23 protein-coding genes are annotated in these 24,209 nt (G+C 72.3%); 10 read left to right on the top strand and 13 right to left on the bottom strand.

Annotated features, from left to right (window positions below; genetic code table 11):
• Positions 1 to 72: 72 nt before the first annotated feature.
• Together CNQ36_RS12590 and CNQ36_RS12585 are read right to left on the bottom strand one after the other, a co-directional pair.
• Positions 73 to 1,917, bottom strand: a complete 1,845-nt coding sequence (locus tag CNQ36_RS12590; RefSeq protein ID WP_121546063.1) for a glycoside hydrolase family 3 protein — start codon at positions 1,915 to 1,917, stop codon at positions 73 to 75.
• Positions 1,918 to 2,297: 380 nt separating this feature from the next.
• On the bottom strand, positions 2,298 to 3,215 hold the full coding sequence (locus CNQ36_RS12585) for a LysR family transcriptional regulator (protein ID WP_121546062.1): 918 nt from the start codon (positions 3,213 to 3,215) through the stop codon (positions 2,298 to 2,300).
• Between the two features lie 92 nt (positions 3,216 to 3,307).
• Here CNQ36_RS12585 and CNQ36_RS12580 point away from each other — a divergent pair, with 92 nt between their 5' ends.
• Positions 3,308 to 4,210 carry an EamA family transporter gene (locus CNQ36_RS12580; protein WP_121546061.1) on the top strand — a complete coding sequence of 301 codons (903 nt, stop codon included), beginning with the start codon at positions 3,308 to 3,310 and terminating at the stop codon, positions 4,208 to 4,210.
• 346 nt (positions 4,211 to 4,556) lie between these two features.
• On the opposite strand, the gene CNQ36_RS12575 is transcribed toward CNQ36_RS12580, so the two are convergent.
• The 3 genes from CNQ36_RS12575 to CNQ36_RS12565 all read right to left on the bottom strand — a co-directional run bounded on the left by CNQ36_RS12575 (position 4,557) and on the right by CNQ36_RS12565 (position 7,913).
• Entirely contained in the window at positions 4,557 to 5,792 is a 1,236-nt protein-coding gene (locus CNQ36_RS12575) for an MFS transporter (RefSeq protein ID WP_121546060.1), read from the bottom strand.
• Between the two features lie 93 nt (positions 5,793 to 5,885).
• Positions 5,886 to 6,686, bottom strand: a complete 801-nt coding sequence (locus tag CNQ36_RS12570; RefSeq protein WP_121546059.1) for a sugar phosphate isomerase/epimerase family protein — start codon at positions 6,684 to 6,686, stop codon at positions 5,886 to 5,888.
• 180 nt (positions 6,687 to 6,866) lie between these two features.
• Positions 6,867 to 7,913: a LacI family DNA-binding transcriptional regulator gene (locus CNQ36_RS12565; protein WP_121546058.1), complete on the bottom strand. Its 1,047-nt coding sequence runs from the start codon at positions 7,911 to 7,913 to the stop codon at positions 6,867 to 6,869.
• A gap of 244 nt (positions 7,914 to 8,157) precedes the next feature.
• On the opposite strand from CNQ36_RS12565, the gene CNQ36_RS12560 reads away from it, so the two are divergent.
• Genes CNQ36_RS12560 through CNQ36_RS12550 form a run of 3 tightly spaced genes read left to right on the top strand, consistent with a single transcriptional unit; the run spans position 8,158 to position 11,293 of the window.
• Positions 8,158 to 9,309, top strand: a complete 1,152-nt coding sequence (locus tag CNQ36_RS12560) for a Gfo/Idh/MocA family protein (RefSeq protein ID WP_163013251.1) — start codon at positions 8,158 to 8,160, stop codon at positions 9,307 to 9,309.
• Positions 9,306 to 10,457, top strand: a complete 1,152-nt coding sequence (locus CNQ36_RS12555) for a dihydrodipicolinate synthase family protein (RefSeq protein WP_004931177.1) — start codon at positions 9,306 to 9,308, stop codon at positions 10,455 to 10,457. Before CNQ36_RS12560 ends, CNQ36_RS12555 begins: the two co-directional genes overlap by 4 nt.
• Complete coding sequence (locus CNQ36_RS12550) at positions 10,454 to 11,293, top strand: sugar phosphate isomerase/epimerase family protein (protein WP_121546057.1); 840 nt, start codon at positions 10,454 to 10,456, stop codon at positions 11,291 to 11,293. The genes CNQ36_RS12555 and CNQ36_RS12550 overlap by 4 nt, the downstream gene beginning before the upstream one ends.
• Before the next feature lie 175 nt (positions 11,294 to 11,468).
• Here the strand turns inward: CNQ36_RS12550 and rbsD are convergent, their stop codons facing one another.
• The 6 genes from rbsD to CNQ36_RS12520 form a co-directional block, all read right to left on the bottom strand.
• On the bottom strand, positions 11,469 to 11,858 hold the full coding sequence (gene rbsD, locus CNQ36_RS12545; protein ID WP_121546056.1) for a D-ribose pyranase: 390 nt from the start codon (positions 11,856 to 11,858) through the stop codon (positions 11,469 to 11,471).
• A complete protein-coding gene (rbsK, locus tag CNQ36_RS12540; RefSeq protein ID WP_121546055.1) occupies positions 11,855 to 12,760 on the bottom strand; it encodes a ribokinase in 906 nt (301 codons plus the stop codon). The genes rbsD and rbsK overlap by 4 nt, the downstream gene beginning before the upstream one ends.
• A 22-nt stretch (positions 12,761 to 12,782) precedes the next feature.
• Positions 12,783 to 14,741: an ABC transporter permease/substrate-binding protein gene (locus CNQ36_RS12535; protein ID WP_121546054.1), complete on the bottom strand. Its 1,959-nt coding sequence runs from the start codon at positions 14,739 to 14,741 to the stop codon at positions 12,783 to 12,785.
• A complete protein-coding gene (locus tag CNQ36_RS12530) occupies positions 14,731 to 16,254 on the bottom strand; it encodes a sugar ABC transporter ATP-binding protein (protein ID WP_121546053.1) in 1,524 nt (507 codons plus the stop codon). The genes CNQ36_RS12535 and CNQ36_RS12530 overlap by 11 nt, the downstream gene beginning before the upstream one ends.
• Complete coding sequence (locus CNQ36_RS12525; RefSeq protein ID WP_040907135.1) at positions 16,251 to 17,279, bottom strand: LacI family DNA-binding transcriptional regulator; 1,029 nt, start codon at positions 17,277 to 17,279, stop codon at positions 16,251 to 16,253. The genes CNQ36_RS12530 and CNQ36_RS12525 overlap by 4 nt, the downstream gene beginning before the upstream one ends.
• Positions 17,280 to 17,441: 162 nt before the next feature.
• The gene (locus CNQ36_RS12520; RefSeq protein WP_121546052.1) at positions 17,442 to 18,005 is read right to left on the bottom strand and encodes a hypothetical protein; all 564 of its coding nucleotides are present in this window, start codon (positions 18,003 to 18,005) and stop codon (positions 17,442 to 17,444) included.
• A gap of 119 nt (positions 18,006 to 18,124) precedes the next feature.
• On the opposite strand from CNQ36_RS12520, the gene CNQ36_RS12515 reads away from it, so the two are divergent.
• Positions 18,125 to 18,703, top strand: a complete 579-nt coding sequence (locus CNQ36_RS12515) for a TetR/AcrR family transcriptional regulator (protein ID WP_121546051.1) — start codon at positions 18,125 to 18,127, stop codon at positions 18,701 to 18,703.
• Here the strand turns inward: CNQ36_RS12515 and CNQ36_RS12510 are convergent.
• The gene (locus CNQ36_RS12510) at positions 18,700 to 19,110 is read right to left on the bottom strand and encodes an ATP-binding protein (protein WP_121546050.1); all 411 of its coding nucleotides are present in this window, start codon (positions 19,108 to 19,110) and stop codon (positions 18,700 to 18,702) included. The genes CNQ36_RS12515 and CNQ36_RS12510 overlap by 4 nt on opposite strands.
• A gap of 214 nt (positions 19,111 to 19,324) precedes the next feature.
• Here CNQ36_RS12510 and CNQ36_RS12505 point away from each other — a divergent pair, with 214 nt between their 5' ends.
• The 4 genes from CNQ36_RS12505 to CNQ36_RS12490 all read left to right on the top strand — a co-directional run bounded on the left by CNQ36_RS12505 (position 19,325) and on the right by CNQ36_RS12490 (position 21,191).
• Positions 19,325 to 20,170, top strand: a complete 846-nt coding sequence (locus tag CNQ36_RS12505; RefSeq protein WP_121546049.1) for a helix-turn-helix domain-containing protein — start codon at positions 19,325 to 19,327, stop codon at positions 20,168 to 20,170.
• Positions 20,171 to 20,176: 6 nt separating this feature from the next.
• Positions 20,177 to 20,362, top strand: a complete 186-nt coding sequence (locus CNQ36_RS12500) for a DUF397 domain-containing protein (RefSeq protein WP_121546048.1) — start codon at positions 20,177 to 20,179, stop codon at positions 20,360 to 20,362.
• On the top strand, positions 20,359 to 20,574 hold the full coding sequence (locus tag CNQ36_RS12495; RefSeq protein ID WP_121546047.1) for a DUF397 domain-containing protein: 216 nt from the start codon (positions 20,359 to 20,361) through the stop codon (positions 20,572 to 20,574). Before CNQ36_RS12500 ends, CNQ36_RS12495 begins: the two co-directional genes overlap by 4 nt.
• Positions 20,575 to 20,669: 95 nt before the next feature.
• Positions 20,670 to 21,191, top strand: a complete 522-nt coding sequence (locus CNQ36_RS12490) for a hypothetical protein (RefSeq protein WP_228312960.1) — start codon at positions 20,670 to 20,672, stop codon at positions 21,189 to 21,191.
• 19 nt (positions 21,192 to 21,210) lie between these two features.
• On the opposite strand, the gene CNQ36_RS12485 is transcribed toward CNQ36_RS12490, so the two are convergent.
• Positions 21,211 to 21,783: a Uma2 family endonuclease gene (locus tag CNQ36_RS12485; RefSeq protein WP_121546045.1), complete on the bottom strand. Its 573-nt coding sequence runs from the start codon at positions 21,781 to 21,783 to the stop codon at positions 21,211 to 21,213.
• Positions 21,784 to 21,851: 68 nt separating this feature from the next.
• Here CNQ36_RS12485 and recD2 point away from each other — a divergent pair, with 68 nt between their 5' ends.
• Positions 21,852 to 24,122 carry an SF1B family DNA helicase RecD2 gene (gene recD2, locus CNQ36_RS12480; protein WP_121546044.1) on the top strand — a complete coding sequence of 757 codons (2,271 nt, stop codon included), beginning with the start codon at positions 21,852 to 21,854 and terminating at the stop codon, positions 24,120 to 24,122.
• Positions 24,123 to 24,209: the final 87 nt, after the last annotated feature.

The raw sequence follows: 24,209 nt of genomic DNA, 5'->3' as shown, positions 1-24,209 counted from the left end.
CGTAGGGCTGTCCGCACACCACGTCACCCTCGGACCATCACCCGTCCGAGGGTGACGTGGCGTCGGCGGCTCCTAGTACGTCAGCCCGTACCCGACCGGGTGGAGCACCGTCGCCGGGTCGTCCGCGCGCTGCACCGGCACCGGCAGCTTGCCCCTCGGGTCCACCTTGCCCGCGATCACCCGTGCCGCCGCCCGCAGTTCGACGTCGGTCCAGGAGTACGTCGCCAGGTACGCCTTCACGCCGGGCAGGTGCGCCACGTCGTAGGGGTTGCGGACCGCCACCGCGACGACCGGCTTCCCCGTCGCCAGCAACTGCTCGACGAGCGTCTTCTGGCTGCTGGAGGCGGTGACGTTGTACGTGGCGACGACCACCGCGTCCGCGTCCCCGGCAGCCGCGACCGCCTTGGCGACGGTGGCGGCGGACGGCGCCGTGCCGGTGGACAGGGCGGTGGCCGTGAAGCCCAGCTCGGTCAGGGCGCCCGCGAGGACCCCGGTCGGCGGTCCCGTCGTGCCGGACGGGGAGGCCGGGTCGGCGCCGACCACCAGCAGCTTCGGCGTCCTGCGGCGGGACAGCGGCAGCAGGCCGCCCTCGTTGACGAGCAGGGTGGTGGTCCGCTCGGTGATCCGGTCGGCGGTGGCCAGGTGCGAGCGTGTGCCCACGGTGCGGTCGACGCCGGCGTGCGTGACGTACGGGTCCTTGAACAGGCCCAGCTTCGCCTTCATCCGCAGCACCCGCAGGATCGATTCGTCGAGCCGGTCCTCGGTCAGCTCGCCGTCCCGTACGGCGTTCAGGACCGCGTTCCAGGCGACGTCCAGGGACGGCGGGTTGAGGAGCTGGTCGACGCCCGCCTTCAGCGCCAGCACCGGCACCCGGTCGTCGCCGTACTTGGTGCGTACGCCCTCCATGCCGAGGGAGTCGGTCACCACGACGCCGTCGTAGCCCAGTTCCTCGCGCAGGATGCCGGTGAGGATCGGGCGGGAGAGGGTGGCGGGGTCCTCGGAGGGATCGAGCGCCGGCACGACGATGTGGGCCGTCATGATCGAGTCGATGCCGGCGGCGATCGCGGCCTCGAACGGCGGCGCGTCCAGCTGCTCCCACTGGTCGCGGGTGTGGTGGATGTACGGCAGCTTGGCGTGGCTGTCGTCGACGGTGTCGCCGTGTCCGGGGAAGTGCTTGGCCGTCGAGGCGATGTGGGACGACTCGTAGCCCTTGACCTCCGCCGCCACCAGGTCCGCGACGGACTGCGGGTCGGAGCCGAAGGAGCGCACGCCGATGACGGGGTTGGCCGGGTTGACGTTGACGTCGGCCACCGGTGAGTAGTTCTGGCGGATGCCCAGCGCGCGCAGTTCGAGGCCCGCGATCCGGCCGAGGGTGCGGGCGTCGGCCCGCGAACCGCCCGCGCCGACGGCCATCGCCCCGGGGAACAGGGTGGCGGGCTCGCCCACCCGGGCGACGATGCCGTGCTCCTGGTCGGTGGAGACCAGCACGGGCAGCCCGCGCGGCAGGCCGAGGGACGCCTTCTGGATGCCGTTGGACAGGTCCGCGATCTGGTGCGGGTCACGGGTGTTGTGCGCCCAGGCGAAGTAGATGATGCCGCCGACCCGGTACCGGGCGAGCATCTCGGCGGCCGTGCGGACGCCGATCTCCTTGAGGTTGGCGTCGATGTCGGCCTGGTCCGGGTCGGTGGCCGAGTGGCCGTAGACCCGCATCACGAACAGCTGGCCGACCTTCTCCTCCAGCGTCATGCGGGAGATGAGGGCGCGCAGCTTTCTGTCGTCGGGGGCGGACGGGCCGGTGGCCGCGTGGACGGTGCCGCCGGCCGCCAGGGCCGTGGTGACACCCGCCGTCGCGGCGAGGACGGTGCGTCTCGACGGACGCGCGGTGCTTCCCGTGCTTCCGTTGCTGCTGTCGGGCACGTGCGCTCCTTTGGAAGGTGATCCCCGGGGACCCGGGATCCGCTTGAAGGAAACTGCCAGGAGGTGACCAATGTCCGGGAAGTTTCTGCCAGTCAAGACTGCCAGTCAAGACGGTGCGCAGCATCGGGTGAGGGGTGAGGGGCCGTCACCGGCGCAGCGGGAGGGGGCGCGCCGGTGACGGCGTGCTGCCGGCCGCGGCACGGCGGAGAGGGGTGGGTCGGCGATCGCAGCCGGCGAGTGCCGACACCGCGCCGCGGAGACTCATCCGGCAGCCTGCCCCTGGGACGGACGGCGGCGGGTCCGGGTTCCCTTTTCGGACCGGCCCTCCCCGAAGTCGGGGCACCGGGGCCGGGCGGGGTCGGCGGGGCGTGTGCCGGCAGTCAGCGGGGTGTGTGCGCCGACACGGCGGGCCAGTGCGCGCCCAGGGTGCGGACGGTCTCCGCGATCGCCGGGCGGCGGGCCGCGCCGGTGCGCCACAGCGCGTACAGCCGCCGTACGGGCATGGGGTCCAGCGGCACCTCCACCACCCCCGCGGGCAGCGGGCCGCGCCCCAGCCGGGGGATCAGCGCGATGCCGAGCCCGGCCGCGACCAGGGCGACCAGGGTCGGGTTCTCGTCGGCCTGGTGGACGATCTCCGGCTCGTGCCCGGCCGCCCGCAGGGTGCGCACCAGCCACTCGTGGCAGACCCGCCCCGGCGGCTGACAGATCCACCGCTCACCGCCCAGCTCCTCCCGCCGCACCGCCGTACGCCCCGCGAAGGGATGCCCCTCGGGCACCAGCAGATCGCACAGGTCGTCACCGACGACCGCCTGCTCCACGCCCGCCGGCGCGGGCAGCGGGGCGATGTCCCAGTCGTGCGCGACCACCAGGTCCACCGCGCCCTTGGCGACCAGGTCCACGGAGAGGTGCGGGTCGATCTCGGTGAGCCGGGTGTCGAGCGCGGGGTGCCGGCGGGCCAGGTCGGCCAGCACGGGCGGCATCAGCCCGCGGGCCGCCGACGCGAACGCGGCGATGGTCAGCCGCCCGGCCGGCACCCCGCGCCGCTGCTCCAGTTCCGTCTCGGCCCGCTCCACGATGGCGATCAGCTCCCGGGCGGCGCGCACCAGTTGATGCGCCTCGTCGGTCAGCCGCACACCCCGGCCCTCCCGCTCCAGCAGCACCGTCCTGGTCTCCCGCTCCAGCTTGGCGATCTGCTGGGAGACCGCGGAGGAGGTGTACCCGAGCGCCACGGCGGCCGCGCCGACGGTGCCGTGCACGGAGACGGCGTGCAGGGCGCGCAGACGCTGCAGGTCGAGCATGGCGGCGGCTCCCCGATCGGTTAGCGATGCTTCATCCAACCATGCAGGAATCATCGCTGGTGCTGAAGAGTGAAGCCGGTGATCCTCGACGTATGCGACCTTCCCACGTGCTCCTCGCCGTCCTCGTCACCGCCGTGTGGGGGGTGAACTTCACCGTCATCGAGGTCGGCCTCGACCACTTCCCGCCGCTGCTCTTCTCGGCGCTGCGGTTCCTGGTGGCGGCGCTGCCCGCGGTGTTCCTCGTGGGGCGGCCCAAGGTGGCGTGGAAGTGGATCGTGGGCGTGGGGCTGGCGCTGGGGGTCGCCAAGTTCGGGCTGCTCTTCGTCGGCATGAACGCGGGGATGCCGGGCGGCCTGTCCTCCCTGGTGCTCCAGATCCAGGCGGTGTTCACCGCCCTGTTCGCCTTCGCCCTCCTCGGCGAACGCCCCTCCGGCAGACGTCTGGTGGGCATGGCGGTGGCGCTGGCCGGGATCGGCGTGGCGGCGGTCGACGAGGGCGCCTCGGGCCCGCTGCTCGGCTTCGCCCTGGTCGTCGCGGCGGCCGCCTGCTGGGGCGTCTCCAACATCCTCACCCGCAAGGCGGCGCCCCCGGACGCGCTGAACTTCATGATCTGGGTGAGCACGGTGCCGGTCCTCCCGCTGCTCGTCCTCTCCCTGCTGCTGGAGGGCCCGTCGGCGGACCTGGACGCGCTGCGGGGCCTCGACCCGGCGGGCGTGGGCACGGTGCTCTTCGTCGCCTGGGCCGCCACGGTGTTCGGCTTCGGCGCCTGGGGCTGGCTGCTCCGCCGCCACCCCGCCTCCACGGTCGCGCCGTTCTCCCTGCTCGTACCGGTGTTCGGGATGTCGTCGGCCGCGCTGTTCCTCGGCGAGTCGGTCACCCCGCTGCGCTGGTGCGCGGCGGCACTGCTGGTGGGCGGCGTGGCCCTCGCCTCGGTCACGCGGCCCGGGCGACAAACCCCGGCCCCGACCCCGGATCCGCTCCTCACCCGCCCCTGAAACGCCGGTGAGCGACCCCCCTGGCCTGGGGGCGCGGGGAACTGCGCGACCAGCCCCCACCCACCCGACTAGGCCCGGTGCGCGCTCCCGCACACCCGTGCCGACCGGTCCCCACCGAGCCCTGAGACGCCGGGGAGCGAAACCCCCTTGGGGGCGCGGGGAACTGCGCGACCAGCCCCCACCCACCCGCACCCGCCCGACAAGGCCCGGTGCGCGACTCCCGCACACCCGTGCCGACCGGTCCCCACCAAGCCCTAAGACACCGGGAAGCGAAACCCCCCTGGGGGCGCGGGGAACTGCGCGACCAGCCCCCACCCACCCGCACCCGCCCGACAAGGCACCCCACTCACATGTGCCCCGGAGGGGCCCCCTCGCGCAGCTCCGGCGTGCCCGAGGCGACCCAGACCACCGCGAGCAGGCACAGCAGACCGCCCGTCACCAGGGCCGTCGCGCCGGAGGTCGCGCCCGCCACCAGTCCCGCCCGCATGTTGCCGAGGTGCGGTCCCGCCTGCCCGACGATCTGCTCCGCGGCCGTGACCCGGCCCAGCAGCGCGTCGGGCGTACGGGTCTGCACGATCGTGGTGCGGGAGAGCACCGAGAGGGCGTCGGCCGCCCCGGCCAGCGTCAGCAGCCCCAGCCCCACCCACGGACTGCTCATCACACCGAACGCGGCCAGCGCGGCCCCCCAGACGGCGGCGCCGCAGAGCATGACGAGACCGGGACGCCCCCGCCGTGTCACCGCCCCGGAGAACGCCGACGCCAGTACGCCGCCGATCGCGACCGACGACTGGAACAGGCCCAGCGTGCGCGGATCGCCGCCGAACCGCTCCTCGTTGATCAGCGGGAACAGGCTGACCGGCATCGACAGCACGGTGGCGGCGAGGTCGGTGACCAGCGCGCCGCGCACGACCCGGTGGCCGGCCAGGAAGCGCAGCCCGTCCAGCACCCCGTGGAGCCCGGCCCGCGACGGCTCCCCCTCGGGCGGCAGCGCGGGCAGCCCGAACGCGCCGTAGAAGGCGATGAGGAAGCTCAGCGCGTCCACCAGGTAGCAGACGCCGATGCCGAACCAGCCGAGCATCAGACCCCCGAGGGCGGGGCCGACCAGCATCATCGACTGCGCGGTGACCTGGTACAGCGCCAGACCGGAGGCCACCTGCTCCCTGGGCAGCAGTCGGGGGACGAACACACCGGCCGCCGGGCCGCCGACCGCCGCGCAGGCGGACTGGGCGGCGACCAGGGCGAGCACCCCGCCCACCGGCACCTGCCCGGTGAAGCCCTGTACCGCCAGCAGCAGCGAGAACAGCGCCTGGCCCACCGTCGCCGCCAGATAGATCCGGCGCCGGTCGCCCCGGTCGACCCAGGCCCCGGCGAACAGGCCGAAGCACACCAGCGGCAGCGCCTGCGCGAGACCCACCGCGCCGCTCCAGGCCGCGCTGTGCGTCATCTCCCAGACCTGGTACATGACGGTGACCATGGTCATGAAGCTGCCGAGCACGGACACCGTGCGCCCGATCAGCAGCCGCCGGAAGACCGGCGAGGTACGCAGCGGACGCACGTCGATCAGCGTGCGGGACAGGCTCACGAACGGGGGACGGCGGGGCGGGGCACGGGCTGAGACACGGCGGAAGACGCTATCCGGCCGCCCGCCGCCCCGGCCAGTGAATTTCCGTGTCCGTCAGGCCGACTCGTTCAGCAGCCTGGTCAGGTGCTCACGGCCGGGTGTGAGGAGGCCGGGAAGCGGGGCGGCGTCCTCGTACCAGCGCTTCTCGTACTCCCAGCACAGCCAGCCGTCCCAGGCGTGCCGGGAGAGGACCTCCACGACGTCGCTGAGCGGGAGGACACCGTCGCCGAGCGGGAGCGGGGCCGTCTCGTCGGCGGAGGCGATGTCCTTCACCTGGACGTAGCCGAGGTGCGGGGAGAGCGCCGCGTAGCTCTCCACGGGCTGCTCGCCGCCGACCCAGGTGTGCATCACGTCCCACAGCGCGCCGACCTGCCGGTGGCCGACCAGGCCGAGGATCCGCATGGCGTCGGCGCCGGTGCGGTGCGAGTCGTGGGTCTCCAGCAGGATCCGTACGTCCAGGTCGGCGGCGTACTCGGCGGCCGTGCCCAGCCGTCGGGCGGCCGTCGCGTCCGCCTCCTCGGGACTCTGCTCGGTGCCGCCGCCGGGGAAGACCCGGACGAACGGCGCGCCGAGGTCCCGGGCGAGGTCGAGGAGCGCCCGGATCTCGGTGAGGACGGGTTCGTCCTCACCCGGCGCGGCGACCCGGGCGTATCCGGCGAGGCCGAGGAGTTCGACCCCGGACGCCTTGAACGCGGCGACGACGTCGGAGCGTTGAGCGGGCGTGAGCCCGGGGTGGACGGGTTCCTCGGGGTGGGCGCGCAGCTCGACCCCGTGGTAACCGTGTGCGGTCGCGAGGGCCAGCACGTCATTGAGCGGCAGCCCGGGAACACCGAGCGTGGAGAACGCGAGCTTCATAAAAACGGACCCTACCCACGCCCCCCAACCTGACTCCTCCCCCACACCGAAACCACCCCCCACGACACCCCCTAGGGGCGCGGGGAACTGCGCGAAAACCCCCAACGGCCGGCACCAACCCACGCACCTCAGCCCCCCAGGGCCACAAGAGCCCCCCAACCCCCAGACCTCCAGGTCAGATCAATCCCGCGGCCCCGCGGTGGACCCCCGCACCATCAACTCCCCCCGCACCCCCGCAACCCCTCCCACCGGCGCCTCCTCCCGCCCCATGGCGATCCGCCCCGCCCTGCCCCCCGCCTCCGCCAACGGCAACCGCACCGTCGTCAACGCCGGCACCGCGTCGATGCTGAACGGCAGATCGTCGAACCCCGCCACCGACACGTCGTCCGGAATCCGCAGCCCCGAGTCCCGCAGCGCCGCACACGCCCCCAGCGCGACGGAGTCGTTCGCCGCGACGATCGCCGTCAACGACGGATCCCGCCGCAGGAGTTCGAGCGTCGCCTCGTACCCCGACCCCCGGTCGTACCGCCCGTGCACGGTCCACCGCGGGTCCTCCTCGATGCCGTGCGCGGCCAGCGCCTCCCGGTGGCCTTCCAGCCGGTGCCGCGTCGTGGTCCGTTCCTGCGGCCCCGCGATGTACCCCAGCCGCCGGTGCCCCAGCCCGATCAGGTGCTCGGTGAGTTCCCGCCCGCCGCCCCGGTTGTCGAAGGTCAGCGCGATCGCCCCGGTCTCCGGCGCCTGCGGCCGCCCGCACAGCACCACCCGGGTCCCCGCGTCCGCCAGCTTGCGCAGCTTCGCGTCCATCGCCGCCTTGTGCGGCGCGTCCTCGATCGCGCCGCCGGTCAGCACCACCGCCGCCGCCCGCTGCCGCTGGAGCAGCGTGAGATAGGTCAGTTCGCGCTCGGGCGATCCGCCCGTGTTGCACACGACGGCGAGTCTCTCCCCGCCCGCGCGCCCGCCAGGCCCCCCGATCTCCGCCTGGATCGCGCTCGCCATGATCCCGAAGAACGGGTCGGCGATGTCGTTCACCAGGATGCCGACGAGGTCGGAGGTGGCGGCGGCCAGCGCGCTCGCGGGCCCGTTGAGGACGTAGTCCAGCTCGTCCACGGCCTTCAGCACCCGCTCCCGGGTGGTCGCGGCCACGGGATAGTTCCCGTTGAGCACGCGCGACACCGTCGCGGGGGAGACCTGCGCGCGAGCCGCCACGTCCGCCAGGGTCACCGTCATGTCTCGTCCTCCGCCTCGAGCGTCCCGCCGTACGCCGTCGTACACACCCACGCCCACACCCGTGGTTCCGAGCAGACCCTACGGCCATCCGTGCGGCTGTTCGCCCCCTCGAACAAGTCCGGTTGGCCGCGGTCTTGTCCCCGGAGCCGTTCAGAGGCTAGCTTCTCCCTACATAGAAAGCGCTTGCTGTCACGCTCGTCAGTGGGGCGTACCCGGCGGGCGAACCGCGTACGAAGGGAATGACGTGACACGCAAGACGGTGCGTATCGCCATGAACGGTGTGACCGGGCGCATGGGCTACCGCCAGCACCTCGTCCGCTCCATCCTGGCCCTCCGCGAACAGGGCGGCCTCGACCTCGGTGACGGCACCGTGCTGTGGCCGGAGCCGATCCTGGTCGGCCGCCGGGAGCACGCCCTGAAGGCGCTGGCCGACCGCCACGGACTTGAGCACGTCTCCACCGACGTGGACGCCGTCCTCGCCGACGACAGCGTCGACATCTACTTCGACGCGCAGGTCACCTCCGCCCGCGAGGACGCCCTCAAGAAGGCGATCGCGGCGGGCAAGCACATCTACACCGAGAAGCCGACCGCCACCGGCCTCGACGGCGCCCTGGAGCTCGCCCGCCTGGCGAACGCGGCCGGCATCAAGCACGGCGTCGTCCAGGACAAGCTCTTCCTCCCCGGCCTGCTCAAGCTGAAGCGCCTCATCGACGGCGGCTTCTTCGGCCGCATCCTCTCCGTGCGCGGCGAGTTCGGCTACTGGGTGTTCGAGGGCGACTGGCAGGAGGCCCAGCGCCCGTCCTGGAACTACCGCGCGGAGGACGGCGGCGGCATCGTCGTCGACATGTTCCCGCACTGGGAGTACGTGCTGCACGAACTGTTCGGCCGCGTGAAGTCCGTGCAGGCCCTCACCGCCACCCACGTCCCGCAGCGCTGGGACGAGAACGGCAAGCCCTACGACGCCACCGCCGACGACGCCGCCTACGGCGTCTTCGAGCTGGACGGCGGCGCGATCGCCCAGATCAACTCCTCCTGGGCGGTCCGCGTCAACCGCGACGAACTCGTCGAGTTCCAGGTGGACGGCACCGAGGGATCCGCCGTCGCCGGCCTGCGCAACTGCCGCGTCCAGCACCGCTCCGCCACCCCCAAGCCGGTGTGGAACCCGGACATCCCCGCCACCGAGGTCTTCCGCGACCAGTGGCAGGAGGTCCCGGACAACGGCGAGTTCGACAACGGCTTCAAGGCCCAGTGGGAGCTGTTCCTGCGCCACGTCTACGCCGACGCCCCCTACCACTGGGACCTGCTGGCCGGCGCCCGCGGCGTCCAGCTCGCCGAGCTGGGCCTGAAGTCCTCCGCCGAGGGCCGCCGCCTCGACGTGCCGGAGATCGCGCTGTGACCCTCCACCTCCCCGGCGCCGACGGCGCCCTGCGCGCCTACGAGCCGCGCACCGAGCCCCTCGCCCTCACCCCCGGCGCGCCCCTCACCTCCCGTACGGTCTTCTCCGCGGCGCACGTCGTCGCCGACCCGTACGCCGACACCACCCCCGACTCACCGGCCGCCGTCGACTGGGACGCCACCCTCGCCTTCCGCCGCCACCTGTGGTCGCACGGCCTGGGCGTCGCCGAGGCCATGGACACCGCCCAGCGCGGCATGGGCCTGGACTGGGCCGGCGCGGCCGAGCTGATCCGCCGCTCCGCCGCCGAGGCGAAGGCGGTCGGCGGCCGCATCGCCTGCGGCGTCGGCACCGACCAGATCACCGGCGGCACCCTCGCCGAGGTCCGGGCGGCGTACGAGGAACAGCTCGCGGTGGTCGAGGAGTCGGGCGCGCAGGCCATCCTGATGGCGTCCCGCGCCCTCGCCGCGACGGCGCAGGGCCCGGACGACTACCTGGAGGTCTACGGCCACCTCCTGCGCCAGGCCGCCGAACCGGTCGTGCTGCACTGGCTCGGCCCCATGTTCGACCCGGCGCTGGAGGGCTACTGGGGCTCGTCCGACCTGGACGCGGCCACCGACACCTTCCTCGAGGTCATCGCCGCCCACCCCGACAAGGTCGACGGCATCAAGGTCTCGCTGCTGGACGCCCGGCGCGAGGTCGACCTGCGCCGCCGTCTCCCGCAGGGCGTGCGCTGCTACACCGGCGACGACTTCAACTACCCCGAGCTGATCGCCGGCGACGAGCAGGGCTTCAGCCACGCCCTGCTGGGCATCTTCGATCCGCTCGGCCCGCTGGCCGCGGAGGCGGTCCGGGTCCTCGACACCGGGAACACGGAGGGCTTCCGCGCCCTCCTCGACCCCACCGTCGAGCTCTCCCGCCACCTCTTCCAGGCCCCCACCCGCTTCTACAAGACGGGCGTGGTCTTTCTGGCGTGGCTGGCCGGCCACCAGAGCCACTTCACCATGGTCGGCGGCCTGCAGTCGGCGCGCTCCCTGCCGCACCTCTCCCGCGCCTACGAACTCGCCGACGGCCTGGGCCTGTTCCCCGACCCCAAGCTCGCCGAGGAACGCATGAGGACCCTGCTGCACCTGTACGGAGTGACCCCGTGACCGACCTCGCGCGCTTCAGCATCAACCAGATGACCGTCAAGCAGCTGTCGCTGCCGGAACTCGTCGACGCCTGCCGCGACCTGGGCGTGCCGGGCGTCGGCCTGTGGCGCGAGCCCGTCCAGGCGTACGGGCTCGACGCGGCCGCGAAACTGGTCCGGGACGCGGGCCTGGCGGTGACGACGCTCTGCCGCGGCGGCTTCCTCACCGCCACCGACCCCGCCGAGCGCGCCGCCGCCCTGGCCGACAACCGCCGCGCCGTCGACGAGGCCGCCACCCTCGGCACCGACACCCTCGTCCTGGTCTCCGGCGGACTCCCGGCCGGCTCCCGGGACCTGCGCGGCGCCCGCGAACGCATCGCGGACGCCCTCGCCGAACTCGGCCCCTACGCCGAGGAGAACGGGGTGAGACTGGCCATCGAGCCGCTCCACCCCATGTTCGCCTCCGACCGCTGCGTGGTCTCGACGCTCGCCCAGGCCCTGGACATCGCGGAACGCTTCCCCGCCCACCAGGTCGGCGTCACCGTCGACACGTACCACATCTGGTGGGACGACACCGCCCCCGCGCAGATCGCCCGCGCGGGCGCCCAAGGCCGCATCCACACCTTCCAGCTCGCCGACTGGACCACCCCGCTGCCCGAGGGCGTCCTCAACGGCCGCGGCCAGATCGGCGACGGCGCGATCGACATGCGCGAGTGGCAGGGCCACGTCGAGGCGGCCGGCTACACCGGCCCCATCGAGGTGGAACTGTTCAACGACGAACTGTGGGCCCGCGACGGCCGTGAGCTGCTCGCCGAGACCGCGGCACGCTTCGTGGAGCACACCCGACAGGGAGCGTGAGCGGGCCCCGGAAAAAATTCGCGGAGCCCGTGCAACCCTCCCCCCACCTCGCGGGTCGTACTTGGTGTCAGGACCTCTGGGGGGGGGACCCGGGGGGGACTTGAGGGGTTCTGGCAGGGGGAGGGAGCCGAGGGGGCCCGGTCGACGGACCGGGCCCCCTCGAAGTTTCCCCGCGTCAGAAGAACACGCCGCAGCGCAGCAGCACGTTCGCGTACGGCCGCGCCTCACCGGTGCGGACCACGAGCCGCGCCCCGGCGCTCAGCTCCTTCAGCCGCTCGTGCGGGACCAGCGCGAGCGTGGGGAAGTGACCGTCCAGCAGTTCCGCCGCCGCCGGATTGGCGTCCCGTACCTCGGTCGCCGCCGTAGCGCCCTCCACCACCAGCTCGGCCAGCAGCCCGTCCAGGACCTCGGCGAATGACGGCACCCCGGCCCGGAAGGCCAGGTCCACCACGCGGGGACCGTCGGGTATCGGCATCCCGGCGTCGCACACCAGCACCCCGTCCCCGTGACCGAGTGCGGCCAGCGCGCCGGAGAGGTGGCGGTTGAGTATTCCGTGCTTCTTCACAGCGCGGCGACCTCCGCCGCCGTCGGGTAGGACACCTGGGCGCCCTCCCGGGTGACCGCCACCGCGCCCACCCGGGCGGCGTACGCCGCGGCCTCGGCGAGCGGCTCGCCCGCGCCCAGCCGCCAGGCCAGCGCGGCGGTGAACGCGTCACCGGCACCGGTGGTGTCCACGGCGCGCACCTTGACGGAGGGCACCCGTGCGACCCCCTCCGGGGAGGCCACCAGCGCGCCCTCGCCGCCCAGGGTCACGACCACCGAACGCGGGCCCTTCTCGAGCAGCAGCCGCGCCCAGTCCTCGGGCCGGTCGCCCGCCCCGGCGGTGTCGCCGAGGATCACCTTCGCCTCGTGCTCGTTGACGATCAGCGGGTCGCAGGCCGCCAGGACCTCCGCCGGAAGCGGCTGCGGCGGGGACGGGTTCAGCACCAGGCGGGTGCCCGGCGCCAGGTTCCGGGCCACCTCCAGGACCGTCTCCAGCGGGATCTCCAACTGCGTGGAGACCACCCGGGAGGCGCGGAACAGGTCCCCGGCCGCCCTGACGTCGGCCGGCGTCAGCCGGCCGTTGGCGCCCGGCGAGACGACGATGCTGTTGTCGCCGGACGGGTCCACCGTGATCAGCGCGACCCCGGTCGGGGCCCCGCCCACCAGCACGCCCGCCGTGTCCACCCCGGCCGCCCGCTGGGACTCCAGCAGCAGCCGGCCGTGCCCGTCGTCGCCGACCCGGGCCAGCAGGGCCGTACGGGCGCCCAGCCGGGCGGCCGCGACGGCCTGGTTCGCGCCCTTGCCGCCCGGGTGGACGGCCAGGTCGGAACCGAGGACCGTCTCCCCGGCGCCCGGCCGGCGCTCGACACCGATCACCAGGTCGGCGTTGGCCGAGCCGACGACCAGGAGGTCGTAGTCGTACATGAATCGCTCCCGAATCCCGGCGTCAGCCCTCGAAGCCGGCCACGTTGTCCTTGGTGACCACCTTCACCGGCACCTTCACCATGTTCTCCGTCTTCTTGTCCTCGGCGGCCCGCAGCGCGTTGCGCACCGCGATCCTGCCGAGCTCCGACGGCTGCTGCGCGACGGACGCGTACAGCGTGCCCGCCTCGACCGCCTTGAGCCCGTCAGGCGTGCCGTCGAAGCCGACGACCTGGACGGACTTCCCGGCCTTCGAGCCGAGCGCCTTGATCGCGCCGAGCGCCATCTCGTCGTTCTCGGCGAAGACGCCGTCGACGTCCGGGTGCGCCTGCAGCAGGTTCGTCATCACGTCCAGGCCCTTGGTGCGGTCGAAGTCCGCGGGCTGCTTGGCGACGACCTTGATGCCCGGGTAGTCCTTCAGGCCCTCGGCGAAGCCCGCGCCGCGCTCGCGGCTGGCGGAGGTGCCGGCCTGGCCCTGGAGGATGACGATGGTGCCCTTGCCGCCGAGCTTCTCGGCGAGCGCCTTGGCGCCCAGCGCGCCGCCCTCGACGTTGTCGGAGGCGACGAGCGCCGCCGTGTCCGCCTTGTTCACACCGCGGTCCACGGCGACGACGGGGATGCCCGCCTTGTTCGCGCCGCGCACCGCGGGACCGGCCGCGTCGGAGTCCACCGGGTTGACGACGACCGCGGAGAGCGAGCCGCTGGTGAAGTTCTGCAGCTGGTTGGCCTGCTGGGAGGCGTCGTTCTGCGCGTCGGTGACCGTGAGGTCGACGCCCAGCTTCTTCGCCTCGTCCTCGGCGCCGGCCCGGATCTGCACGAAGAACGGGTTGTTGAGCGTCGACAGCGACAGACCGATCTTCTGCGTCTTGGCCGCCGAGGACCCGTTGTGCAGCAGCGAGGTGGCGCCGACGACCGCGACGGCGACGACGGCGGCGATCACGTACGTGAGTGCCTGCTTGCGCCGGTTCCCGCCTCCGGACGTCCCGGCCGCCGGGGTGGTCGCGCCCGCCTTGCGGCGCAGCGTGTCGAACAGCACCGCCAGCGCGATGACCACGCCGATGACGACCTGCTGCCAGAACGCGGACACCGACAGGAGGTTGAGCCCGTTGCGCAGCACCGCGAGGATCAGCGCGCCGATCAGCGTGCCCGACGCCTTGCCGGTGCCGCCCGCCAGGGAGGCGCCGCCGATGACGACGGCGGCGATCGCGTCCAGTTCGTAGCCCTGCGCGGCCTGCGGCTGCGCGGAGGACAGCCGGGAGGCGAGCACGATGCCCGCGGCGGCGGCGAAGAGGCCGGAGAAGGCGTAGATGGCGAGCTTCTGCCGCTTCACGCGCAGACCGGAGAGGCGCGCGGCCTCCTCGTTGCCGCCGATGGCATACATGGAACGCCCGATGTAGGTCCGGCCGAGGACGAAGGCCGTGATCAGCCCCATCACGATCATCACGAGCACCGGCACCGGCAGCCAGCCGCCCAGCGTGTCACCGAGGTGCGAGACCGAGTCGGGGAAGGCGATGGGCGAGCCCTGCGAGATGACGAGCGACAGACCGCGCCCCACCGACAGCATGGCCAGCGTCGCGATGAACGGCGGCAGCTTCCCGTACGAGATGAGGAAGCCGTTCACCAGGCCGCAGGCGATGCCGGTCGCGACGGCCAGCAGCACCGCCAGGACGACCGGGATACCGGCCTCGGTCGCGCTCCACGCCAGCACGGTCGCGGACAGCGCGGCGACCGAGCCGACCGACAGGTCGATGCCCGCCGAGACGATCACGAAGGTGACGCCGAAGGCGAGGATCGCGGTCACGGCGGCCTGGACGCCGACGTTGAGGAGGTTGTCGGCGGTCAGGAAGTCCCCGGACAGCGCCGACATGGCGATCACGAGGACGATCAGCGCGGTCAGCGCGCCGTTGTCGAGGAGCAGGCGGCGCAGGCCGCCCGTGGCGCCGCCCTGCGCGCCCGGCTTGCTCTTGAGCGTGTCAGTGGCCACCGGAGGCCTCCGTTCCGTTCGTGTGGGGAGTGCTGACGGCGAGGGCCATCACGGCGTCCTGGGTGGCCTGCGCGGCGGTGAGTTCGCCCGCGACACGGCCCTGCGCCATGACCACCACCCGGTCGCTCATGCCCAGCACCTCCGGCAGATCGCTGGAGATCATGAGCACCGCGGCGCCGGCGGCCGTCAGTTCGTTGATGAGCTGGTAGATCTCGACCTTGGCGCCGACGTCGATGCCGCGCGTCGGCTCGTCGAGGATGAGCACCTTGGTGTCGGCCAGCAGCCACTTGCCGATGACGACCTTCTGCTGGTTGCCGCCGGAGAGCGTGCGCACGTGCTGGCCGAGCCCGGCCATCCGCACGCCGAGCTGCCCGGCGATCCGCCCGGCCGACTCGTGCTGCCCCTTGAGGTCGACGAGCCCCGCGCGGGAGGAGGACCGCAGGGTGACCAGGCCGAGGTTCTCCTCGACGGAGGCGTCCAGGACGAGCCCCTGCCCCTTGCGGTCCTCGGGCACCAGCCCGATCCCGGCCGCCATGGCGGCGTTCACGTCGTGGCGGCGCAGCGGCGCCCCCGCGACGTGCACGGCCCCGGCGTCGTACGGGTCGGCCCCGAACACCGCCCGGACCACCTCGGTCCGCCCGGCCCCGACGAGCCCCGCGATGCCGACGACCTCACCGGCCCGCACCTCGAAGCTCACGTCGTGGAAGACCCCGTCCCGGGTCAGCCCCTCCACCGTGAGCAGCGCGGCCCCGGCGTCGGCACGCTCGCGCGGGTACTGCTGCTCGATGGACCGCCCGACCATGAGCCGTACGAGCTCGTCCTCGGGCGTGGACGCGGGCACCTGGCCGACGCTCCTGCCGTCCCGGATGACGGTGACCCGGTCGCCCAGGGCGGCGATCTCCTCCAGGTGGTGCGTGATGAAGACGATCCCGACGCCGTCCTCGCGCAGCCGCCGCACGATCGCGAACAGCTTCTCGACCTCCTCGGAGGTCAGCACGGCGGTCGGCTCGTCCATGATGAGCACCCGCGCGTCCAGGCTGAGCGCCTTGGCGATCTCGACCATCTGGAGCCGCGCGATACCGAGTTCGCGCACCAGTGCCCGGGGGGAGACGTCGACCCCGACGCGCTTCAGCAGCACCTCGGCGTCGGCGTCCATCCTCTTCCGGTCGATCATCCCGAACCGGCGCGGCTGCCGGCCCAGGAAGATGTTCTCGGCCACCGACAGATCGGGTACGAGGTTGAACTCCTGGTAGATGGTGGCGATCCCGAGCCGCTCGGAGTCCTGCGCACCGTGGATGCGCACCTCCTCGCCGCCGACCACGATGCGGCCGGTGTCGGGCGTGTAGGCGCCGGAGAGCATCTTGATCAGCGTGCTCTTGCCCGCGCCGTTCTCACCGAGGAGCACATGCACCTCGCCCCGGCGCAGGTCGAAGTCGACGCTGTCGAGCGCGACCACGCCGGGGAAGGTCTTGCGGATGCCCTCGATGCGCAGCAACTCGTCCGGGCTGCTCACGGCGTACTCCTTCGTACGGGGGACGGGGACGGTGCCGGCTCGCCGCACGAGCGGCGTACGACGAGCCGGGCGGGAAGGGTGACGGACTCTCCGGGCCCGCCCTCGATCCGCTCGACGAGCGCGCGTACGGCGGCCCGGCCGAGCGCGCCCGTGGGCTGGGCGATCGCGGTGACCGGCGGATCGGTGTGCACGAACCAGCGCACGTCGTCGAAGGCGGCCAGCGCGATGTCGTCGGGCACCCGCAGTCCGCGGGCGCGGATGGCGTCCAGGGCGCCGAGCGCCATCAGGTTGTCGGCCGCGAACACGACCTCGGGCGGCTCGGCCAGGTCGAGGAACCCCTCGGTGACCCGGCGTCCGCTGTCGGCCTGGAAGTCGCCCTGGCCGGTGTAGGCGTCGGGGAGGTCGAGCCCGTACGCGCCGAGCGCCTCCCGGAAGGCGTCCACGCGCTCGCGGCCGGTGGTGGTCGCGGCGGGCCCGGCGATGATCGCGAGCCGCCGGTGACCGAGGGCGTACAGGTGCGCGACGAGGTCCCGTACGGCGGCCCGCCCGTCCGACCTGACGACCGGCACGTCCACGCCCGGGATCCACCGGTCGACGAACACCATCGGCGTCCCGGCACGTGCGGCGCCCAGCATGCCGGGCGACCCGCCGTCGGTGGGGGAGACGAGCAGGCCGTCGATACGGCGGTCCAGCAGGGTGGTGACGTGGTGGTCCTGGAGGTCGGGCCGCTCGTCGGCGTTGCCGATGATCACGCTGTACCCGAGCGCGCGGGCCTCCTCCTCCACGGAGCGGGCCAGCTCGGTGAAGTACGGGTTCATCACGTCGCTGATGACCAGGCCGAGGGTGCGGGTCTGGTCGGTGCGCAGGGAGCGGGCGACGGCGTTCGGCCGGTAGCCCAGCCGCTCGACGGCGGCCGTCACCCGTCTGCGGGCGTCCTCGCTGACCGACGGGTGGTCGTTCAGCACCCGCGACACCGTGGCGACGGACAGCCCCGCCTCGGCAGCGACGTCCTTGATGCTCGCCATCGCCGTTTCCACCTCCTCGTGGAATCGATTACACGGAGGATTGGAAACGATTACACGGGCGGATGGCAAGAGGCTGACGGGTGGCCGAAACCGAATCGTGACCACCGGGCGGCCCGGCTCCCGCCGGCCACCCGGTGGTCTGCGCCGCCCGGAGCCCGCCGGTCACGCGCCCTTGCTCGCGCGCCCCAGGCGGAGGGCGGAGACGAGGAAGAAGGCGCCGCCGAGGAAGGCGTAGCCGGCCAGACCGCTCAGGGAGGCGCCCTCCTTGCCCGCCTGCGCGAAGAAGGAGGCGCCGGCGAGGGTGGAGATGCCGCCGCTGGCGATCATCGCCCACTGTCCCCCCAGCCGGCGGCGGGCGACGCCGACGAGCAGCTGCACGAGACCCGCGGTGACGGCCCAGACGCCCCAGACGCGCAGCACCGCCGGGATCCCGGACGTGGCGGCGACCGCGAGCCCGACGCCGGTGAGGGCGCTGAGCGCGATGTTCAGGTACAGATGGCGCACCGGGCCGCCGTGCGCCCTGGCGGACCGGACGTCGACGACGGCGCAGGCCACGTCGAACAGCGGATAGACCACCAGCAGCACCGCGCTCGGCGCGGTGAGCTCGTCGGCGGTCGCGAACAGCAGGGCGGCCCAGACCGCGGCGAACGCGAAGCGCAGGAAGTACAGCCTGCGCAGGGCCGCGGGGGCATCGGTGGCGGGGGTGGTGGCGACGAGGGTGTCCATGGGGTGCCTTCCCGGCGAGGGTGAGGGAGAACGTTCGGTCTACCTGTGCATCAAAGAGGGCGGTCGTGGCCGTTGTCAAGACCGAACGTTCTCCCTCACGCTTTGGTAGCCTCGGCCCCATGAGTCGGGGCACAGCGGGCGGCAGCACATCCGAGGCGCGGGCGAGGCTGCTCGGCACGGCGACACGGATCTTCTACGCCGAGGGGATCCACTCCGTCGGCGTCGACCGGATCATCGCTGAGGCGCAGGTGACCCGGGCGACGCTCTACCGGCACTTCACGGGCAAGGAGGCCCTCGTCCTCGCCTACCTCGACGTGGCCGACCAGGGCATCCGGGGGCAGGTCGCTGCCGCGCGGGAGGGTGCCGGGACGGCCGCCGACGAGGTCAGGGTCGTCGCCCGGTCCATCGCCGAGGGCATCCGGTCCCCGGGGTTCCGCGGATGCGCCTTCCTCAACGCGGTGGCCGAGTACCCGGACCCGGCCCACCCCGTCCACCAGGCCGTGCTGGCGCACCGTCAGTGGTTCCTGGAAACCGTCACGGACCTGCTGGCGCGGGCCGGCCGCGAGCCCGGGGACGAGGCGGGCCGGCACCTCGTCATGCTGCGGGACGGTGCGATGGCGGCCGGCTGCCTCTTCGACCCCGACCTGGTCACCGAGACCTTCCTGGCGGGCGTCGAGGGGATCCTCCGGCGGGCCTAGGCGGCGCCCAGCTCGCACCAGACGTACTTGCCCCGGCTGCCCTCCCTGGCCAGCGGCTGCCAGCCCCACACGTCGGCGCACGCCCGCACCAGGGCGAGGCCCCGCCCGTCCTCCCGCTCCGCCGCCTGCCCGAAGGGCCGCGGCGGCTCCGGAGGCCCGGGGTCCGCGTCCCACGCCCCGATCCGCAACGTCCCCGGCGGCGACCAGCGCACGCGCAGGGCGGCGGGGCCCTTGGTGTGCCGCACGGCGTTGGACACCAGCTCCGTGGCGAGCAGTTCGGCCACGTCGACGAGGCGGATCAGTCCGTGCATGGTCAGGATCAGGCGCAGGGTGCGGCGGCTGACGGTGACGGCGCGGAGGTCGTTGGGGATGTGCAGGGAGTACTCCCACGGTTCGTTTTCGGGCATGCGGAACTCCGTTTCAGGTGGGGGTGGTTGGAGGCAAGCCTCGGTGTCGTCGCCGCAGCCGCCATGGCAGGACGGAGCGGTGCGCTTCCGATCGCGCACGGTGTGCGCGGCATCACTGACGGTAGGGCTAACATGTCATACGGGGCAAGCTGATCCCCTAATCTGACCCCGAACGGGTCGCGCGGATCGGCCCGTTGAACGGAGGGAGCCCTGCATGGTCTTGAGGCGCGAATGCACCGCACGTCAGTTGCGACTGGCGGTCGAATTGCGCAGGCTGCGAGACGCGGCAGGACTCTCTGCCATCGAGGCGGCGGCACTGCTTGGAGTGAACCGCGTTCAGATCAGCCACATCGAGTCCGGACTTGCAGGTGTGAGTGAGGAACGCCTACGCCGTCTCGCTGCGCACTACTCGTGCACGGACGAGGCGTTCATCGACGCCCTCGTCGTCATGGCGACGGACCGGACTCGTGGGTGGTGGGAGGAGTACCGGGGTCTACTGCCTACAGCGTTCCTGGATCTCGCCGAGTTGGAGTACCACGCCACATACCGGCGCGACGTCGAGTTCCTGTTCATCCCTGGCCTGCTTCAAACGGAGGACTACGCCCGCGCCGCCTTCTCCTCTCGGGTGCCCGAGCTTCCTCCAGCGGAGTTGGACTTGCGAGTGCGCCACCGGATGCAGCGAAAGGTGATCCTCGAATCCCTGGCCCCGTACCAGGCCGTGATCCACGAAGCAGCGCTGCGCATCAGGGTCGGGGACCGAGCCACCGCGCGGGCGCAGCTCACTCGCGTCCTGGAACTCTCCGAGGCCGATCACATCAGCGTGAGTGTCATCCCGTTCGACCTGGACGGCTTCGGTGGTGCCTGGAGCCCCATGATGCTGGCGGGCGCGACGGTGCCCAAGCTGGACACAGCCGTTCGCGACGCACCCCACGGCACCGGGTTCATCGACTCCGAGGCACAACTCGGCGTCTTTCGAACGGTGTTCCGTAGAGTGGTGGACGTGTCCCTCGACCCCGGCAAGTCGCGGGACCTCATCCACAGACTGGCCAAGGAACTGTGAGGCTCCGTGTCTACCCCTGACAACTGGCGCAGGTCATCCCATTCCGGCGGCGGCGACGGCAACAACTGTGTGGAGATCGCCCACTCACCCACCTACATAGCCGTCCGCGACTCCAAGGCCCCCACCCGGGCCACCCTGACCTTCCGCGCGGAAGCCTTCGCCCCCTTCCTGGAAGCCGTGAAGCAGCCGTGAGGCACCCCACCGCACCTGACAACTGGCGAAAGTCCTCCTACTCCGGCCCCGGTGACGGCAACGAGTGCGTAGAAATCGCGAACTCACCCACCCACACAGCCGTCCGCGACAGCAAGGCCCCGACCCGCGCCACCCTCGCCTTCCCGGCCGCCGCCTTCGCCCTCTTCGTCGGGGCGTTGAAGAAGGCCCCGAGCATGGACGGCGTCCTCTGAACGGGCCGGTGCCGTACGCCTTCGCCAACGGTGATCGCTGCCAGGGTCAGGCCGCTGCCCTGCGCCTGCGGCAGGCGATCGCCCGGACAGAGGACGTGACGCGAGAGCGGACCCCCGTCGGGCGTCACCCGGAGGAGGCCGACGATGTGCTGGGCACCTTCGCCACGGACGGCGCCCTCGGCTTCGACCCCTTCCCCTTCCTCCGAGCGCTCCACGCCGTCGGCTCGCGTGCGATGGTCATCGGCCAGGTCGCCGGCATCATGCACGGCTCCACCGAACTGACCGGGGACCTCGACCTGCTGTGGGACGGCACCTCCGACGAGGCGGACGCCTTGCGTGACGCCCTTGCCCGGTGCGGCTGCACCGAATTGCCCGATCTCACCCGCGAACAGGTGGGGTACCGGGTCACCGGTGCCGGTGGAGACCTGTGCACCCCCGCTCTCCCTTGGGGCGACATGGACGTCACGACGTGCCTCACCCGGGCGGAGACCACTCGTGACCCGGAGGGCTTCGCCATCCGCTACGCCGCACTCGACGATCTGATCCGTATGCGGCGAGCTCTCGGCCGGCCGAAGGACCACCGCCGAGCGGACGAACTCGTACAGCTACGAACCTGACCGGGCGCCGGCCCGACCGTCAGCCGTCCTTGCCGTACCGGCGGAACTCCGAAGTCTCCACCGTCCACGGGCCGAACGGCACCGAGTCGCCGAAGATGTACGGCTCCTTGCTGCTGTAGCGGCCCTTGCACGGCTCGGAGTGCACCTGGATCGTGCCGGTGCGCGGGTCGACGATCATGTAGTGCGGGATGCCCATGGCCGGATAGTCAGCCAGCTTCTCGTCGTAGTCGTTGCTCGGGTTGGACGGCGAGACGATCTCGACGGCGGCCAGCACTTGCGTCGCGTCGACGGCCAGGCCCTCTTCGTCAAGGGTGGCTTCGGGGATCACGACCGCGTCGGGGCGCCGCATGCGTCCGAGGGCCGGATGCTCGATCTCGGGGCCGTTCGCGCAGATGTACCCGGGGTGGGTGTTGAGGAGTTGCGCGTCCAACTGCTTGCAGATGCGGCGGACTGCTCCCTCGTGCCGCTTCGACGGGCACATCATCGCCAGTATCGGACCCGACGGCCCGATCTCGACACTCCAGGACCCTTCGAGCTGCTCTGCGTAAGCCCCAAGGTCTTGGGCGAGGGCGCGCATCCTTGCGTAGTCCATGCCCCAAGAGTACCGAGCAGACCCGGTCCGGGGCGTCCCCTGTCACACCCCACCGGTAACGTCGGATCATGGCCACCCAGTCCGCGGGCGACACCCCCGGCGAGCGCCGGCTCGCCATCCTCGAAGGCGTCCTGGAACGCATCACGTACTCCAACGAGGAGAACGGCTACACCGTCGCCAGGGTCGACACCGGCAGAGGCGCCGGTGACCTCCTCACCGTCGTCGGCGCGCTGCTCGGTGCGCAGGTGGGGGAGTCGCTGCGGATGGAGGGGCGCTGGGGGTCGCACCCGCAGTACGGCAAGCAGTTCCACGTGGAGAACTACACGACCGTGCTGCCGGCCACGGTGCAGGGCATCCGCCGTTACCTGGGCTCGGGCCTGGTCAAGGGGATCGGCCCGGTCTTCGCCGACCGCATCACCCAGCACTTCGGCGTCGACACGCTCACCATCATCGAGGAGGAGCCCAAGCGGCTCATCGAGGTTCCCGGGCTCGGGCCCAAGCGGACCAGGAAGATCGCCGACGCCTGGGAGGAGCAGAAGGCGATCAAGGAGGTCATGCTCTTCCTCCAGACCGTCGAGGTCTCCACCTCCATCGCCGTGCGCATCTACAAGAAGTACGGCGACGCCTCGATCTCCGTGGTCAAGAACCAGCCGTACCGGCTCGCCGCCGACGTCTGGGGCATCGGCTTCCTCACCGCCGACAGGATCGCCCAGTCCGTCGGCATCCCGCACGACAGCCCGGACCGGGTCAAGGCGGGACTGCAGTACGCGCTGTCGCAGGCCACCGACCAGGGGCACTGCTATCTCCCCGAGGAGAAGCTGATCGCCGACGCCGTGAAGCTCCTCCAGGTGGACACCGGCCTCGTCATCGAGTGCCTCGCCGAGCTGGCCGCCGAGCCGGAGGACGGCGAGGACCCCGGTGTCGTGCGCGAGAGGGTGCCGGACCCGGAGGGCGGTGACCCCGTCACCGCCGTCTACCTGGTCCCCTTCCACCGCGCCGAACTCGCCCTCTCCGCCCAGCTGCTGCGGCTCCTGCGCACCGACGAGGACCGGATGCCGGCCTTCCGGGACGTCGCCTGGGACAAGGCCCTCGGCTGGCTGAGGGGCCGTACCGGCACCGACCTCGCCCCCGAGCAGGAGGCCGCCGTCAGGCTGGCGCTGACCGAGAAGGTCGCCGTCCTCACCGGCGGACCCGGCTGCGGCAAGTCCTTCACCGTCCGGTCGATCGTGGAGCTGGCCCGCGCCAAGAAGGCCAAGGTCGTCCTGGCCGCCCCGACCGGCCGCGCCGCCAAGCGGCTCGCCGAGCTGACCGGCGCGGAGGCCTCCACCGTCCACCGGCTGCTGGAGCTCAGGCCCGGCGGCGACGCGGCCTACGACCGGGACCGTCCGCTCGACGCCGACCTGGTCGTGGTCGACGAGGCGTCCATGCTGGACCTGCTCCTCGCGAACAAGCTGGTCAAGGCCGTCCCGCCGGGCGCCCACCTGCTCTTCGTCGGGGACGTCGACCAGCTGCCCAGCGTCGGCGCGGGGGAGGTGCTGCGGGACCTGCTCGCGGACGGCGGTCCCGTCCCCGCCGTCCGGCTCACCCGGGTCTTCCGCCAGGCCCAGCAGTCCGGCGTGGTGACCAACGCGCACCGGATCAACGCCGGGCAGCACCCCGTCACGGACGGCATGAAGGACTTCTTCCTCTTCGTCGAGGACGACACCGAGGAGACCGGCCGGCTCACCGTCGACGTCGCGGCCCGCCGCATCCCGGCGAAGTTCGGCCTCGACCCCCGCCGGGACGTGCAGGTCCTCGCCCCCATGCACCGCGGCCCGGCCGGCGCGGGCACGCTCAACGGGCTGCTCCAGCAGGCCGTCACCCCCGGCCGCCCCGACCTCGCCGAGAAGCGGTTCGGCGGCCGGGTCTTCCGCGTCGGCGACAAGGTGACCCAGATTCGCAACAATTACGAGAAGGGGGAGAACGGGGTCTTCAACGGCACCGTGGGCGTGGTCACCTCGCTCGACCCGGTCGACCAGCGCCTGACGGTGCTGACCGACGAGGACGAGGAGGTGCCGTACGACTTCGACGAGCTGGACGAACTGGCGCACGCCTACGCCGTGACCATCCACCGCTCCCAGGGCAGCGAGTACCCGGCGGTCGTCATCCCGGTCACCACCGGCGCCTGGATGATGCTCCAGCGCAACCTGCTCTACACGGCGGTCACCCGGGCCAAGCAGCTGGTCGTCCTCGTCGGGTCCCGCAAGGCGATCGGACAGGCGGTGCGCACGGTCTCCGCGGGCCGCCGGTGCACGGCACTGGACTTCCGGCTCGCCGGAGCCCGCCTCTCGAACGGGTGAATCACCGCTGTGAGCGGTCCGTCATCAAAAAATGATCGATCAAATGAGTCACGAAGGTCACAGAGGCCTTCCGGAAGAGGAACACAG

It is taken from the genome of Streptomyces fungicidicus, assembly GCF_003665435.1.
GTDB classification, from domain to species: Bacteria; Actinomycetota; Actinomycetes; order Streptomycetales; family Streptomycetaceae; genus Streptomyces; species Streptomyces fungicidicus.
Note: the sequence above shows the minus strand (reverse complement) of the source record. Positions and strands in the feature narration are given on the sequence as shown.

What these genes read in the sequence shown, in the direction of transcription:
- CNQ36_RS12585 (WP_121546062.1), bottom strand. Translation starts at nt 3,215, where the DNA reads ATGCTCGACCTGCAGCGTCTGCGCGCCCTGCACGCCGTCTCCGTGCAC.
- CNQ36_RS12580 (WP_121546061.1), top strand. Translation starts at nt 3,308, where the DNA reads ATGCGACCTTCCCACGTGCTCCTCGCCGTCCTCGTCACCGCCGTGTGG.
- CNQ36_RS12515 (WP_121546051.1), top strand. Translation starts at nt 18,125, where the DNA reads ATGAGTCGGGGCACAGCGGGCGGCAGCACATCCGAGGCGCGGGCGAGG.
- CNQ36_RS12525 (WP_040907135.1), bottom strand. Translation starts at nt 17,279, where the DNA reads ATGGCGAGCATCAAGGACGTCGCTGCCGAGGCGGGGCTGTCCGTCGCC.
- CNQ36_RS12505 (WP_121546049.1), top strand. Translation starts at nt 19,325, where the DNA reads ATGGTCTTGAGGCGCGAATGCACCGCACGTCAGTTGCGACTGGCGGTC.
- recD2 (WP_121546044.1), top strand. Translation starts at nt 21,852, where the DNA reads ATGGCCACCCAGTCCGCGGGCGACACCCCCGGCGAGCGCCGGCTCGCC.
- CNQ36_RS12520 (WP_121546052.1), bottom strand. Translation starts at nt 18,005, where the DNA reads ATGGACACCCTCGTCGCCACCACCCCCGCCACCGATGCCCCCGCGGCC.
- rbsK (WP_121546055.1), bottom strand. Translation starts at nt 12,760, where the DNA reads ATGTACGACTACGACCTCCTGGTCGTCGGCTCGGCCAACGCCGACCTG.
- CNQ36_RS12565 (WP_121546058.1), bottom strand. Translation starts at nt 7,913, where the DNA reads ATGACGGTGACCCTGGCGGACGTGGCGGCTCGCGCGCAGGTCTCCCCC.
- CNQ36_RS12510 (WP_121546050.1), bottom strand. Translation starts at nt 19,110, where the DNA reads ATGCCCGAAAACGAACCGTGGGAGTACTCCCTGCACATCCCCAACGAC.
- CNQ36_RS12570 (WP_121546059.1), bottom strand. Translation starts at nt 6,686, where the DNA reads ATGAAGCTCGCGTTCTCCACGCTCGGTGTTCCCGGGCTGCCGCTCAAT.
- CNQ36_RS12485 (WP_121546045.1), bottom strand. Translation starts at nt 21,783, where the DNA reads ATGGACTACGCAAGGATGCGCGCCCTCGCCCAAGACCTTGGGGCTTAC.